The organism is Maribacter sp. R77961 (assembly GCF_044594925.1).
In the GTDB taxonomy this organism is placed as follows: Bacteria; Bacteroidota; Bacteroidia; order Flavobacteriales; family Flavobacteriaceae; genus Maribacter.
Genome location: NZ_CP138991.1, coordinates 1,753,905 through 1,768,297 on the forward strand (window position 1 = coordinate 1,753,905; position 14,393 = coordinate 1,768,297).

Annotated in this window: 12 protein-coding genes; 5 read left to right on the forward strand and 7 right to left on the reverse strand. The window is 37.3% G+C overall.

Annotated elements, in window-relative coordinates; translation table 11 throughout:
• Positions 1 to 3: 3 nt before the first annotated feature.
• From SJY09_RS07610 to SJY09_RS07630, 5 genes are all read right to left on the reverse strand, one after another.
• On the reverse strand, positions 4 to 561 hold the full coding sequence (locus SJY09_RS07610) for a TlpA family protein disulfide reductase (RefSeq protein ID WP_396638355.1): 558 nt from the start codon (positions 559 to 561) through the stop codon (positions 4 to 6).
• A gap of 73 nt (positions 562 to 634) precedes the next feature.
• The gene (locus SJY09_RS07615) at positions 635 to 2,908 is read right to left on the reverse strand and encodes an aconitate hydratase (protein ID WP_396638356.1); all 2,274 of its coding nucleotides are present in this window, start codon (positions 2,906 to 2,908) and stop codon (positions 635 to 637) included.
• A 162-nt stretch (positions 2,909 to 3,070) separates the two neighbouring features.
• On the reverse strand, positions 3,071 to 4,045 hold the full coding sequence (locus tag SJY09_RS07620) for an AAA family ATPase (protein ID WP_396638357.1): 975 nt from the start codon (positions 4,043 to 4,045) through the stop codon (positions 3,071 to 3,073).
• Between the two features lie 4 nt (positions 4,046 to 4,049).
• Positions 4,050 to 5,498, reverse strand: coding sequence for a peptidylprolyl isomerase (locus tag SJY09_RS07625; protein WP_396638358.1), 1,449 nt, complete (start codon positions 5,496 to 5,498; stop codon positions 4,050 to 4,052).
• Positions 5,491 to 6,366, reverse strand: a complete 876-nt coding sequence (locus SJY09_RS07630; protein WP_396638359.1) for a peptidyl-prolyl cis-trans isomerase — start codon at positions 6,364 to 6,366, stop codon at positions 5,491 to 5,493. Before SJY09_RS07630 ends, SJY09_RS07625 begins: the two co-directional genes overlap by 8 nt.
• Positions 6,367 to 6,519: 153 nt before the next feature.
• Between SJY09_RS07630 and SJY09_RS07635 the strand changes: the two genes are divergently transcribed.
• The 4 genes from SJY09_RS07635 to SJY09_RS07650 all read left to right on the forward strand — a co-directional run bounded on the left by SJY09_RS07635 (position 6,520) and on the right by SJY09_RS07650 (position 10,241).
• Entirely contained in the window at positions 6,520 to 6,768 is a 249-nt protein-coding gene (locus SJY09_RS07635) for a hypothetical protein (RefSeq protein ID WP_396638360.1), read from the forward strand.
• A complete protein-coding gene (locus SJY09_RS07640; RefSeq protein WP_396638361.1) occupies positions 6,769 to 7,905 on the forward strand; it encodes a serine hydrolase in 1,137 nt (378 codons plus the stop codon).
• A gap of 21 nt (positions 7,906 to 7,926) precedes the next feature.
• Positions 7,927 to 8,658: a 23S rRNA pseudouridine(2604) synthase RluF gene (gene rluF / locus SJY09_RS07645; RefSeq protein ID WP_396638362.1), complete on the forward strand. Its 732-nt coding sequence runs from the start codon at positions 7,927 to 7,929 to the stop codon at positions 8,656 to 8,658.
• A gap of 335 nt (positions 8,659 to 8,993) precedes the next feature.
• Positions 8,994 to 10,241, forward strand: a complete 1,248-nt coding sequence (locus SJY09_RS07650) for a carboxypeptidase-like regulatory domain-containing protein (RefSeq protein WP_396638612.1) — start codon at positions 8,994 to 8,996, stop codon at positions 10,239 to 10,241.
• A gap of 81 nt (positions 10,242 to 10,322) precedes the next feature.
• Here the strand turns inward: SJY09_RS07650 and SJY09_RS07655 are convergent, their stop codons facing one another.
• Entirely contained in the window at positions 10,323 to 10,802 is a 480-nt protein-coding gene (locus SJY09_RS07655) for a fasciclin domain-containing protein (RefSeq protein ID WP_396638613.1), read from the reverse strand.
• 176 nt (positions 10,803 to 10,978) lie between these two features.
• Between SJY09_RS07655 and SJY09_RS07660 the strand changes: the two genes are divergently transcribed.
• The gene (locus SJY09_RS07660) at positions 10,979 to 12,034 is read left to right on the forward strand and encodes an LD-carboxypeptidase (RefSeq protein ID WP_396638363.1); all 1,056 of its coding nucleotides are present in this window, start codon (positions 10,979 to 10,981) and stop codon (positions 12,032 to 12,034) included.
• Here SJY09_RS07660 and SJY09_RS07665 read toward each other — a convergent pair whose 3' ends face one another.
• Positions 12,035 to 14,245, reverse strand: coding sequence for a RecQ family ATP-dependent DNA helicase (locus SJY09_RS07665; protein WP_396638364.1), 2,211 nt, complete (start codon positions 14,243 to 14,245; stop codon positions 12,035 to 12,037).
• Positions 14,246 to 14,393 lie beyond the last annotated feature (148 nt).

The window sequence follows — 14,393 nt, forward strand, 5'->3', positions numbered from 1 at the left end:
TTGCTATTTTTCTTCAAGTAAGGTATCGAGTAGCGTAAATACAGTATCGTTGTCCCAATCCGCAATGGCATTTTGATGTACGACTACTGCTCCTTTTTTGTCTAAAATATAAGAACCAGGCGGCTTCAACAACGTTAGTGGACTTGGGTCACCAACAATTTGATATGTTACCGGAAAAGTATAACCGTTTTTTTTCATAAACAATTCTACTGGTGCTCGTTCCTCATTGGTGATGATATAGAATGCTACCCTTCCCTCATACTTGTCATATAAGGTCTGTATGTCATTCAATTGTGCTTTTGAAGGCAAGTGCCATGAAGCCCAGAAGTTGATAAAAACAACTTTACCTTTGGCTTTCTCAAAACTAAAAAAATCCCACTCAGCATCCTTTAGTCTCCAATCATAATCAGCAATGCTACCTCTGTTTTCAGCTTGGATAATAGTAGGTGAAGTAGCAAATAATCGGTTTAGCACTATTTTACTATAATCACCCAATGGAGTAACAAAAAAAGATAGTACAAAGGCAATTATGAATAAGGTATAGACAGTCTGTTTTCTCATTTTACGTACGTAGTTCCCAAAACTAAAAAACTCCCGAGGATTATCGGGAGTTTTCAGAAACTATTTAAGCTGTTTAGGCTGCATTTTCTCGTTTAATTACGTTCAAAGCAGACCCCTCGTTAAACCATCCTATCTGGGCAGCATTGTAAGTATGGTTAACTTTGATCGTATCCTTACTACCGTCTGCATGTACAATCTCTATAGTTAAAGGTTTATCCGGTGCAAAATCTGCAATGTCCACGAAATTGAAAGTATCATCCTCTTGTATTAAATCATAATCACTTTCATTAGAAAAAGTAAGACCGAGCATTCCTTGTTTCTTCAGGTTGGTTTCATGAATCCTTGCGAATGACTTTACCAAAACTGCTGCAACGCCAAGATGTCTGGGCTGCATGGCTGCATGCTCTCTAGAGGAACCTTCACCATAATTATGATCACCTACAACAATAGATTTTATACCCGCAGCCTTATAAGCTCTTTGCGTATCAGGAACACCTCCGTATTCTCCCGTAAGTTGATTTTTTACAAAATTGGTTTTCTTATTATAAGCATTTACAGCTCCAATAAGCGTATTGTTAGCAATATTATCTAAATGTCCTCTAAAACGTAACCATGGTCCCGCCATAGAAATATGGTCGGTCGTACATTTTCCAAAGGCTTTAATAAGCAGCTTAACCCCCTGTAATTCTTCATTTTTAATAGGCACGAAAGGGTCTAGGAGCTGTAGTCGCTCAGAAGAGTCATCCACAACGACCTGCACACCAGAACCATCTTCCATAGGTGCTAAAAATCCAGCATCTTCTACTTCAAATCCTTTTGGAGGAAGTTCCCAACCCGTTGGTTCGTCAAATCTGACCTCTTCACCATTTTCATTTATCAGTGTATCTTTCATTGGATTAAAATCTAATCTGCCCGCAACCGCTATAGCCGCCGTAATCTCTGGAGAAGCTACGAAAGCGTGTGTATTGGGATTACCATCTGCGCGCTTAGCAAAGTTTCTATTGAAAGAATGTACAATACTATTCTTTGGAGCATTTTTGGGATCACTATAACGTGCCCATTGTCCTATACAAGGTCCACATGCATTGGTGAATATCTTGGCATCCAAATCTTCGAAAATACCTAAAATACCATCTCTTTCCGCGGTAAAGCGAACTTGCTCAGAACCAGGATTAATACCTAATTCCGCTTTCATTTTTAGTCCTTTATCCAAAGCTTGCTGCGCTATGGAAGAAGCGCGGGATAAATCTTCGTAAGAAGAATTAGTACAAGATCCTATTAATCCCCATTCAACTTGAATGGGCCAGTCATTCGCTGTCGCCTTTTCAGTCATTGTACTACCAACGGGAGTAGAAAGATCAGGTGTAAACGGTCCGTTTAATAAAGGATTTAATTCCGTTAAGTCTATATCTATTACCTGATCAAAATACTGTTCAGGGTTAGCATATACATCCGAATCGGCCGTTAAATATTCTTTAACTTGGTTTGCCGCGTCGGCTACATCAGCTCTATCCGTGGCTCGTAAATAACGCTCCATAGATTCGTCATACCCAAAAGTAGAGGTCGTTGCACCTATTTCAGCTCCCATATTACAAATGGTACCTTTACCTGTGCAGGAGAGTGCTTTTGCACCAGGGCCAAAATATTCCACTATAGCTCCCGTACCACCCTTAACGGTAAGTATTTCTGCAACTTTGAGAATTACATCCTTTGGCGCTGTCCAACCAGAAATATTTCCTGTTAGTCTAACACCGATCAACTTTGGGAACTTAAGCTCCCAAGCCATACCTGCCATTACATCCACTGCATCTGCACCACCAACACCGATAGCGACCATTCCCAAACCACCTGCATTTACAGTGTGAGAATCGGTACCTATCATCATTCCGCCAGGAAAAGCATAATTCTCCAGCACAACTTGATGTATAATACCTGCGCCTGGTTTCCAAAATCCGATTCCATATTTGTTAGAAACGGACTCTAAGAAATCAAAAACCTCCGCACTGGAAGTATTTGCAAACTTCAAATCTGCCGCAGCACCATTCTTAGCCTGTATTAAGTGATCACAATGCACGGTTGTTGGCACGGCCACTTTTGGTTTACCAGCCTGCATAAATTGAAGCAAAGCCATTTGAGCTGTTGCATCTTGACACGCAATACGATCTGGAGCAAAATCTACATAATCCTTACCTCGGACAAATGCCTTGTTAGGGTTACCGTCCCATAAATGGGAGTATAATATTTTCTCCGAAAGGGTTAGTGGTTTACCCACAATCTCACGAGCTTTGTCAACTCGTTCCGCCATGTTGGCGTAAACCCCTTTGATCATATCGATATCGAATGCCATTCTCTGTTTGTTTTAAGGTTAAAGCAATATTGTAAATTTAAGAAAATCTAAGGGGCATTTAAAACTTTCTAAGAATGAAAAGTTCGTTTTTAGGAAATTAATAGATTTAAAACACCACATCTAGTAAAGTCTATGCGCCCATCATCAATAACACCAGAAAATTTAATTTATTATGATATTGCTTAAAGCAAGCTTATCAATAATATCTTCTTCGGTAATCCCTTCCGCCTCGGCCTTGTAGTTTTTGATAATCCGATGCTTTAAAATACCTTTTACGACAGCTTGGACATCTTCAATGTCCGGAGAATATTTTCCATTAATCGCTGCGTTTGCCTTTGCTCCTAAAATTAAATTTTGAGACGCGCGTGGACCAGCTCCCCAATCCACATATTGTTTCACATAATCAGAAGCAGAATCCAAGTTAGGTCTTGTGCTATTCACTAATTTAACCGCATATTCCACAACGTTGTCCGGAACAGGTATACGGCGAACCAAATCCTGAATCGCTATGATCTCATTAGCTGAGAACTGCGGAATGACCTTGTTCGTAGCCATAGAAGTTGTGTTCTTAACTACCTGAATTTCTTCTTCTATTGAGGGATATTTCAATTCAATGGCAAACATAAAACGATCTAATTGCGCTTCCGGTAGTGGATACGTGCCTTCCTGCTCAATAGGGTTTTGAGTAGCCAAAACAAAATACGGCAGCTCTAACTTATGTTGGTGACCAGCAATAGTCACTGCACGTTCCTGCATAGCCTCTAATAAAGCTGCTTGTGTTTTTGGTGGTGTTCTGTTTATTTCATCAGCTAGGATGATATTAGAAAATATTGGTCCTTTTATGAATTTGAAATTCCTAGCTTGATCCAGAACTTCGCTACCCAAAATATCACTTGGCATTAAATCTGGAGTAAATTGTATTCTTTTAAAATCTAACCCTAAAGCTTGGGCAATGGTATTTACCATTAAAGTTTTAGCCAGACCTGGAACACCAATAAGCAAAGAATGCCCTCCTGTATAAATAGACAATAAAATCTGTTCAATAACAGTTGTTTGACCAACAATAATTTTACCTATTTCTTTTTTAAGCGCATTATGTTTTTCAACCAAATTGTTAAGCGCGGCAACGTCTGACATATTTTTATTCCTTAACCCAGTTATTGGCGAAATCGCAGGTTCTATTTGCTTCGTTAACACTAATGTAAGTATCCTCAATATGCTCGTCCATCCATTTTTTTATGGCGTTGAACTGCTTCTCTGTAAGCGCCAATTGCTGAATCTTTGTATAATCCTTGGCAAAATCCGCAGTATGCTCATCAAACCTATTGGACACTTGAACAATTTTGTATTTAGGTGCACCTCCCCTTGGGTCTTCTTCGATTAATGGATAGGATATTTCATTATCCTTTAAATTTCTGACCTGATTATATAAAGATGGATCCATTTTAGTTAGTTCAAACCTAGAACTAAAATCTTGCGGGTTTCTAAGTAACCCACCATCGAACTTGGTTTCTTTTTCATCAGAAAAATTCAATGCCGCCTCGGCGAAGGTAAATTCACCATCCATGATTTTCTTACGAATAGTATCCAGCTCTTTTTTAGCCTCTTCCATTGCCGCATCTGGTATCTCTGGTTGTAACAAAATATGCCTTAAATCCAATTCCTGACCTCGAATCTTTTCTATGTAAATGATATGATAACCAAACTGGGTTTCAAAAGGCTCAGAAACCTCACCCTCTTTTAAACTGAAAGCAACATCCTTAAATTCTTTTACAAAACCTGATTTTTTGGTAATACCATTATATAATCCACCTTTAGATTTAGAGCCTGGATCTTGGGAATATAAAATAGCTTTAACGCTAAAACTAGCGTCGTTATCTTCAATATCTGCCTTGATCTGATTTAATTTATCCACTACTTTTTGCTTTTCGGCATCAGTAGGTTTTGGTTCTTTAACTATCTGAGAAATCTCGAGCTCAGCACCAAATACAGGTCTTTCACTTTCTTGAATTTTATTAAAAAATTGACGAACTTCTTCTGGGGTTATCTCTATGTCCTTAACAATGTTTTGCTGCATTCTTTCCGAAAGCATACGTAGTTTATTGATTTTATAAAGCTCCTCTCTAAAACTAGCCTCATCTTGTTTTTTATAGTATTTTAACACCTTGTCCATTGAACCGATCTGTTGCACCAACGATTGCAGTTGACGATCTCCAGTAGCATTTACTTCATCATCTGACACCAAGATAGAATCTTGAACGGCTTGGTGCGCATACAAACGATCCTCCATTAACTTACCGAGAAGTCCACAATGAGTAATATCTTCTGTAGATGCACCCTGACTTTTTAAATCGATCAAGGTCTTTTCTATATCGGAATCTAATATCACGTAATCTCCCACTACGGCAGCTATGCCATCTAGTTTAATTTTCTTGAAATTAGAAGTGGAGTCCTTCTTTTCAGAAACCTTTGCCTCGGCTATAGATTCCATAGGTTCTACTTGGTTATCCGTAACGGCTGGTATGGAGTCCTGTGCGCTTATTAAAAAGGAACATAAACTCATAAGTAAAAATAAAATTGACTTATTCATTTTTTGTAAATATTTCAAATTCTTTATCCCTGATTGCTTCATCGATGATTTCAGTTTCTAGTTTACGTAGGTAGTCTATTTTTCTACGACTTAATAAAACTTGTTTTATGGTAGGTGAAATAAAAGAGAGCGGAGCAATATCATTTACCTGCTTAACATCCTCTATTTTACCCAAATATACCGCCATTGAATCCTCCAATTCAAAAAATTGTGATTTTTTTAAGTACTTATCTTCATTATCGGCGGTTATAGCAGGGATTTCTTCTAGGACCCTAGAGGAAGTTACCCAAAGAGAATCGTTAAAATGCAACTTCTTAAATTGTACGCCAATGGAATCCAAATAAACGATATCATCGGGATTAAAATTTTTTAAACTTTTACTAACCTCTTCTTTATTCAGAAAAGTCTTCGGTAGTTCTATGAACCTAATTTTGACAAGACGTTCTTTTAATTTAAAGTTTTCCTTCTCTAATTCATAAAACTCTTCTAATTGTTTCTGGGTAATCAAGGAATCTGCCCCTTGACTCACAAGAGCTTCCTTATAAGCCCTAGTGTATAAATCTGTTCTGTAATTAGCTACGAGAGCATCGAATTCTTTTAACTTCTCCTCGGATAAATTAATTTTAGATTTTGATAACAATAATTGTCTAGATGCCCAACTATTGATGTAGTTAGATACGAAAGACGCACTATCTACTTTAGACATTCCGGAAGTAATTAAATTTGCGATATCTTCTTTATACAAATATGCCTCACCTACTCTAGCCAAAGGTGCACGCACCTCTTTCTTTTTAAAATAATCATCGCAGGATGTTAACAGCAGGACGAATGCGAATACACCAAATACTAAAACCCTTAATGTTGACATCTTATTAAAAAGCATTTGGCAAAAATAGCAAATACAAAATCCCTCGCAAGAACAGCCTACTTTACTTAACACAATTTTAGGGGCTACTATCTAATTTTGCTATTTTAGCAGTAGAAAATTTTTCATCCATTTACCTAAATCAATCCTAACCAATTGGCAAAAAACATTAAGCTCATCTGGGATTTTAGAGGGCCTGCGGCCTTACCCACAGCGATACACCACGAAAAACATCTTCAGGATTATATAGCCATTGAAGAAATTAGCTTAAATATTACCGGCCATCAGCAATTGAACGATATGCATAGTATTGCATATATGGTGGTAGAAGAAAAAAATATGGCTACCGTAAGAGATATGTTGAAACCACATCGTGGTGAGCTCTACAACGCTAAAATAGATTAAATGAAAAAAATAATCCTCATTTTATTAATGGCACTATTTACGCTTAGTTCTTGCCAAAATAATGAACAAAATAAAGATCTATTAACACTTGCACTAGCATCTGAAAAACCTGCCATTAAACGAGTAATGGATAGTGTTGACCAATATGAAGTTCAAATAAGGTATACAAGAATAAATCGTATTGGGGATAGCATAAGTTTTGAAGATCATGACTTTCAAGTAGACGATGACAATTATTTTTATCCCGCTAGTACAGTAAAATTCCCGGTTGCAGTTATGGCTTTGGAAAGACTGAACGAAACGGACACGCTTGCTATGAACACTAGGTATTATGTTGAGGGAGATTCCTTAGAAAGCACATTTGCGCAAGACGTTTCCCAAATATTTGCCGTAAGCGATAATTTGGCGAACAACAGACTAATAGAGTTTTTAGGTCAAGATGCCATAAACCAAGGTTTAGAAGCAAAAGGACTGTTTCCGGTACGAGTGTCGCATAGGCTAGGTTACCATACGGATGAGTTAAGCACAAAACCACTCATCATATACCTTAACGATAGTACAACAACGCCTACAGCACCTTCCCTTAATAGCGCCCCACATCCGTTAAAGCTGAATTCCATAAGCAAAGGCAATGGTTACTACGAAAATGAGGTGTTAATAGAAGAACCCTTCGACTTCAACCTTAAAAATTATTATCCCATTAGCACACAGCATCAGTTGTTAAAACGAATAATTTTTCCGGAAAAATTTGCGCCCAACGAACGTTTTAGCATATCTGAGAACCAACGTAATTTCTTATTGGAAGCAATGCACACGCTACCAAGAAAAGTGGGTTATGATGCTAAGAACTATTATGACGGTTATTGCAAATTTTTTATGTACGGAGACACAAAAGAAAACATACCAACGCATATCAAAATCTACAATAAAGTTGGCTTTGCCTATGGAACCTTAACGGACTGCGCCTATATAAAGGATGAGAAAAACAATATAGATTTTATGATTACTGCTACCATCCTAGTAAACAAAGATGGTATTTTCAATGATAACGTTTACGAGTACGATACCGTAGGCATACCGTTTTTAGCAGAATTAGGAAGAGAATTACATCGCCTAGAAATAGAAAGAAAGGATTAATTACATTTCCACCATTACGCTATGCAAGAAGAAAACAAATTAACCAGGATAAATAAATTTCTAAGCGAAGCTGGCTATTGCTCGAGGAGAGCGGCAGACAAACTTATTGCGGAAGGTCGGGTGACCATTAATGGAATAGTGCCTGAAATGGGAACCAAAATTTCACTTAACGATACAGTACATGTTGATGGCGAATTAATTAATTCAAAAACCGATGAAAATGTGTACTTGGCATTCAACAAGCCAATTGGTATCGTCTGTACAACGGATACTGGTGTTGAGAAAGACAACATTATCGATTTTATCAATTACCCAAAAAGAATTTTCCCAATCGGAAGGTTAGACAAACCAAGTGAAGGCTTAATCTTTTTAACTAATGATGGTGATATCGTAAATAAAATTCTACGGGCTAGAAACAATCATGAAAAGGAATATTTGGTTACCGTTGACAAACCTATAAATTCAGATTTCTTGAACAAAATGAGAAATGGAGTTCCAATTTTGGATACCATTACGCGAAAATGCCAAGTTTTTGAAGTAAGTAAGTATCAATTTCGTATAATCTTGACGCAGGGACTAAATAGACAAATACGACGAATGTGCGAATACTTGGACTTTAGGGTAAAAAAACTGAAACGTATCAGAATAATGAACGTCAATCTAGACTTACCTGTAGGTAAGTGGAGAAATCTGACCACAAAAGAATTAGAAGAAATAAATAGATTAGTAAGCACCTCGTCTAAAACTTACTAAAATGCTAACTAGCGTCCGCTTGCAAACACAACAATTTGTAGAACCTATTTAATTCTTTTCTCTACTTTTCTTACCCTAACTTTTAAGAATTCTCAAATCTCGAAAAGCTGCGTTACGAATCTGTGATTTTATTGGGTTTGTTACAAAAGGCAGTTAATCCAATTAGTTACGTGAAAATTATGAAAACAACTTTATAATTTAAGATATTTTATGATGCTACTCCTCTTAAAACCATTAACTTAGATTTACAAAAATTTGCAAAGAAAATCATGAAATACAAAAATTCCACAACACAAAAAAAAGCCCTTATCAAATCTTTGACAGCATCGATTTTGATGATGGTCACCTTTATTACCGGTGTAAAGGCGCAACAAGACAACTTTAAAGAGTTTTCTGGTGAAGTTCTAGATAAAACCACTAAAAAACCTTTGGTTTTTGCCACACTTAGTTTAGAAAACAGCAACGTTAGTACTATAACCAATACAGAAGGTGAATTTCTGATAAAGGTACCTGAAACAGCTACTGATGGCACTATAAACATCTCTTTCCTAGGCTATAAGTCACTTAGTTTACCACTGGCGCAATTAAAAGATGTCAATAACAAATTATTTATGACTGAATCAGTCACAGAACTTTCAGAAGTAAATATTAGAGTACCAAAAGATGCTGAAGGTCTCGTACGTGAAACCTTAAAGAAAAAAGGCGAGAACTATATAAGCGACCCTACTGTTATGACAGCATTTTACAGGGAAACTATTAAAAAAAGAAGAAAAAACGTAAGTCTTTCCGAGGCCGTTGTAAATATATACAAGACCCCTTATAATTCTAATAAAAGAGATGCATTAAAATTATACAAGGCAAGGAAGAGTACCGATTACAGCAAACTAGATACTGTTGCATTGAAGTTACAGGGCGGGCCTTTTAATGCCTTGTTCGTAGATATGGTCAAATATCCGGATTACATTTTTACCGACGAAACCATAAATTATTATAATTTCTCCTTTGTCAACTCCACTAGAGTGGATGATAAGCTTATCTATGTGGTTCAGTTTGAGCAAAAGCCAGAATTTATTGATCCCATGTACACTGGTAAGCTCTACATTGATGCAGATAAGAAAATATTGACCAGCGCTATCTACTCGCTAAACATAACAGACAAGAATCTAGCGGCGAGAATGTTCGTGCGAAAGAAACCGAGAAACGCCAATGTTTGGCCAACAGAAGTAGCATACAGAGTGGACTATAGAGAGAAAGATGGAAAATGGTATTACGGATACAGCAATGCCCTTTTGGAATTTAAGGTAGACTGGGATAAAAGACTATTCAATTCAGTGTACAGTATGAGTTGTGAGATGGCAATTACGGATTGGGAGAAAAACCTCACCAATGCCGTGCCTAAATCTAAAGATCGAATCAAGTCTAGTATTATTTTAAGTGACGAAGCTATTGGTTTTGCAGATCCAGATTTTTGGGGCGAGTATAATATCATAGAACCAGAAAAATCAATAGAGTCTGCAATTAAGAAGATACAAAGACAATTGAGAAGAGCTAAAAATGATAACGGAGGTACTTCTGCTCCATAAGAATTAATAACAAATAGGTAAGTAAAAAGCCTTGGTTCTTAATGAACCAAGGCTTTTTTTTGGGGAAACTAATACTGCCAATTATTTGGGCATTACTACAGTATCTATGGCGTGTATAACACCGTTAGAAGCAGAAACATCTGCCATAACAACTGTTGCACTATTACCTTTTTCATCTTTTAGAATAACCTTACCATCTTGCAGCGATAATTCTATCGTACCTCCCTGAACTGTAGTTACAGTAAATGAACCATCATTTCCGTTGATGGCTTCTATTACAGCAGCAGCTTTATATTCTCCGGCCACTACATGATAGGTCAAAATACCTGTTAAAGCAGCCTTACTCTCTGGTTTTAGTAAACCGGCAACAGTTCCTTCTGGTAATGCAGCAAAAGCATCGTTAACTGGTGCAAAAACGGTAAAAGGACCATCACCGCTTAGTGTGTCCACTAAATCAGCAGCTTTTACAGCAGTAACCAATGTGGTGAAATTGTCATTTCCTGCGGCTACACCTACAATGTTTTGAGCTTTCAAAACAGCAGTGGTGCCTAAAAAAAGCATAGTACTCAATAATGTAATCTTCATTTTGTTCATAGTGTTATTTTTAGATTCGGGATAAAAGTACAGCTATAGCTGGCACCAAAATCATAAATTTTGTTTAATTTTTTAATAATTAAGTTAAACAAAATATAATTAGGTTAGAATGTTTATTTTTAGAAAGAGAAACTATTAAACATATGCAAAATTCTAGAAGAAGCTTTTTTAACGGGTTATTGGGCCTATACCTCACTACTTTCCTACCTATTTCATCTTACGGTCAGTCAAATAATCTATCTAATCAAAAAACGAAAATAGTACCACGGGGCCTTAGAAAGGGTGATACAGTAGGTTTGATTGCCCCAGGTTACACATTTCCTGCGAAGGTCTTGGAAGAAACAAAGAAGACGCTGTTAAAACTAGGATATAAGCCATATCATACGGAAAGAATCAACAGACCGCATGGATATTTTAGTAATACCGACGCCGAAAGAGCCCAGGATTTAAATCATATGTTTACGAATACGGAAGTTGACGCCATACTATGTGTAAGAGGAGGTTATGGCTGTACACGCATAATGACACTAATAGACTATGAAACTATTCAGAATAATCCCAAGGCTCTAATCGGTTTTAGTGATGTTACCGCCTTACTTAATGGCATTTTCAAGCTTACTGGTTTAGTAACATTCCATGGACCTGTTGGAAGCACTTTGAATGAAGTCTATTGCAAAAAGGCTCTTGAAAACATACTATCTCCAAATAAGAATTTAAAATCGATTCATAACGCCGTTATACTGCCGGAAAATTCAAAAAATCCAGAATATGAAAGATATACAATAACAGAAGGCAAAGCTAAAGGAATACTTTGTGGAGGTAGTTTAACCCTTATAAATGCGTTAATAGGAACACCTCATGAAATCGACTTTACAGATGCTATCGTATGTATTGAAGATGTAGAAGAGGCGCCGTATCGTGTAGATAGAATGTTGACCCAACTTATCGAAGGACCTACGTTAAAAAAAGCAGCTGGGATTATATTTGGAGTTTGCGCCGGCTGTAATGAAAGTACCAATCCAAATTCCTTTTCGCTTAAAGAAGTTATCATGGATAGAATAAAACCGTTGGGAATACCCGCGGTCTATGGAATGAGTTTTGGACATGTGGCACAAAACTTTACTTTCCCTATTGGCATAACCGCTTCGTTCGATACAGCGGAAATGATAATTAAATTGAATGAAAAAACAGTAGTCTAACTAGTTGGCCACCTCGCTAATGAATTTAAGGCGATATAAGCGTAATTCTTCATCTTCATATTCCCCATCGAACTCGGTCATTGCATCCTCAACATCATCAGTTTCGGCTTCTAAGAAGTAATCGTGGATTTCTTCCTGCTGGTCTTCGTCCAAAACTTCGTCTATCCAATAGCTAATATTTAGCTTTGTTCCACTAAAGACAATCTGCTCCATTTCCTTAATTAAATCAGGAATTTCTAAGCCTTTGGCAGAGGCAATATCCGTCAATGGAAGTTTGCGATCAACGTTTTGGATGATGTATAATTTTAATCCTGAATTAGCACCTGTACTCTTTACTACAAGGTCATCTGGTCTAATAATTTCATTTTCCTCAACATACACCCCAATAAAAGCTACAAAGGGTTTCCCGTATTTTTTTGCCTTTCCTTCCCCCACACCATGCACATTAAGGAGTTCTTCTTGTGTTATGGGATACTTCATGGCCATATCTTCGAGAGAAGGATCTTGGAACACCACAAAAGGTGGTACACCTAACTTATCAGCTTCGGCCTTTCGTAAACTTTTAAGTTGTTTAAGTAATTTTTCATCCGCTACCCCCCCAGCTTTCGCAGCACCAACAATGGCATTATCATTTTCTGCATTATATACATGGTCCTTCGTCATCAAAAAGGAGCTAGGGCTTTTCATAAAATCATGCCCCTTGGGTGTAATATGAAGTACACCGTACTGCTCAATCTCCTTTTTCAAAATACCAGCGACCAAAACCTGCCTCACTAAAGCCATCCAATGGCTTTTATCTTTATCCGAACCTATACCAAAAAACTCCTTTTCATTGGTCTTATGAGATGAGATTATTGCATTTGTCTTGCCTAATAATGTAATAACTACCTCCTTAGACTTAAATTTTTCGCTTGTTCCTTGGACTACTTTCAAGAGCTTCACCACATCGTCCATGGATTCCACTTTATCCTTCGGGTTACGGGTATTATCATCCATGTCCGCGCCATCGCCGTTTACCTCATCGAACTGCTCACCAAAATAATGAAGCATGAATTTACGTCTAGACATAGAGGTTTCTGCATAAGCAACGACTTCTTGTAATAACGCATTGCCAATTTCCTGTTCTGCTACAGGTTTCCCGGACATAAACTTCTCTAACTTCTCAATATCCTTATAGGAATAAAACGCCAAACAATGTCCTTCACCGCCATCACGACCAGCCCTACCTGTTTCCTGATAGTAGCTTTCAATACTTTTAGGAATATCATGATGTATTACAAAGCGTACATCTGGTTTATCTATTCCCATACCGAAGGCAATGGTCGCCACTACTACATCTACGTCTTCCATCAAGAACATATCTTGATATTTTGACCTGGTCTTCGCATCAAAGCCTGCGTGGTAAGGAACGGCACTTACACCATTAACCTGAAGCACTTGTGCCAGTTCTTCCACTTTCTTTCGGCTTAAACAATAAATAATACCGGATTTACCAGAATTCTGTTTAACAAAACGAATGATATCGGCCTCTATGTTTTCGGTCTTGGTACGTACCTCATAGAATAAATTGGGCCTATTAAATGAAGCCTTGAATAGTTTGGCATCCGTAATACCCAAGTTTTTTATTATATCTTCTTGCACCTTGGGGGTAGCAGTGGCAGTTAATCCTATGATCGGAATGTTATCGTCTAAGCGAGCAATAATGGATTTTAAATTTCTATACTCGGGTCTAAAATCATGTCCCCATTCAGAGATACAATGCGCCTCGTCAACAGCTACAAAAGAAATTTTGACAGTTCTGAGAAATTCTATATTCTCCTCTTTGGTAAGTGATTCCGGAGCTACATACAGTAATTTAGTAACCCCATCTACAATATCCTGTTTCACCTGCTTTATTTCCGTTTTGTTCAGGGAAGAATTAAGAACATGTGCAATACCTACTTCACTAGAAATACCCCGTATGGCGTCTACTTGGTTTTTCATTAATGCAATCAAGGGTGAAACTATAATAGCAGTACCCGGTTGCATTAATGCCGGAAGTTGATAGCAGAGCGATTTGCCGCCACCGGTAGGCATAATAACGAAAGAATTGTTCCCTTGTAATATGTTCTTTACAACACCTTCTTGAAGACCTTTGAACTTAGTAAATCCAAAATATTTTTTTAGCGCGGCATGTAAATCAATTTCACCCAAACCTTTATCGTATGTCACTTTCTAATATTTCGTGAGAGGAATATCTATTGTGCAAGTAAATAAAATCATTCAAACCTTAGCTCCGTTACCAAAATATTACTTGATAGATATCTTACTAAAAGTAAGTTTCCGTAATTTTGTAGTCTTAAAGATAAGACAATCTTTT

What these genes read in the sequence shown, in the direction of transcription:
- SJY09_RS07610 (WP_396638355.1), bottom strand. Translation starts at nt 561, where the DNA reads ATGAGAAAACAGACTGTCTATACCTTATTCATAATTGCCTTTGTACTA.
- SJY09_RS07615 (WP_396638356.1), bottom strand. Translation starts at nt 2,908, where the DNA reads ATGGCATTCGATATCGATATGATCAAAGGGGTTTACGCCAACATGGCG.
- SJY09_RS07620 (WP_396638357.1), bottom strand. Translation starts at nt 4,045, where the DNA reads ATGTCAGACGTTGCCGCGCTTAACAATTTGGTTGAAAAACATAATGCG.
- SJY09_RS07625 (WP_396638358.1), bottom strand. Translation starts at nt 5,498, where the DNA reads ATGAATAAGTCAATTTTATTTTTACTTATGAGTTTATGTTCCTTTTTA.
- SJY09_RS07630 (WP_396638359.1), bottom strand. Translation starts at nt 6,366, where the DNA reads ATGTCAACATTAAGGGTTTTAGTATTTGGTGTATTCGCATTCGTCCTG.
- SJY09_RS07640 (WP_396638361.1), top strand. Translation starts at nt 6,769, where the DNA reads ATGAAAAAAATAATCCTCATTTTATTAATGGCACTATTTACGCTTAGT.
- rluF (WP_396638362.1), top strand. Translation starts at nt 7,927, where the DNA reads ATGCAAGAAGAAAACAAATTAACCAGGATAAATAAATTTCTAAGCGAA.
- SJY09_RS07650 (WP_396638612.1), top strand. Translation starts at nt 8,994, where the DNA reads ATGATGGTCACCTTTATTACCGGTGTAAAGGCGCAACAAGACAACTTT.
- SJY09_RS07655 (WP_396638613.1), bottom strand. Translation starts at nt 10,802, where the DNA reads ATGCTTTTTTTAGGCACCACTGCTGTTTTGAAAGCTCAAAACATTGTA.
- SJY09_RS07660 (WP_396638363.1), top strand. Translation starts at nt 10,979, where the DNA reads ATGCAAAATTCTAGAAGAAGCTTTTTTAACGGGTTATTGGGCCTATAC.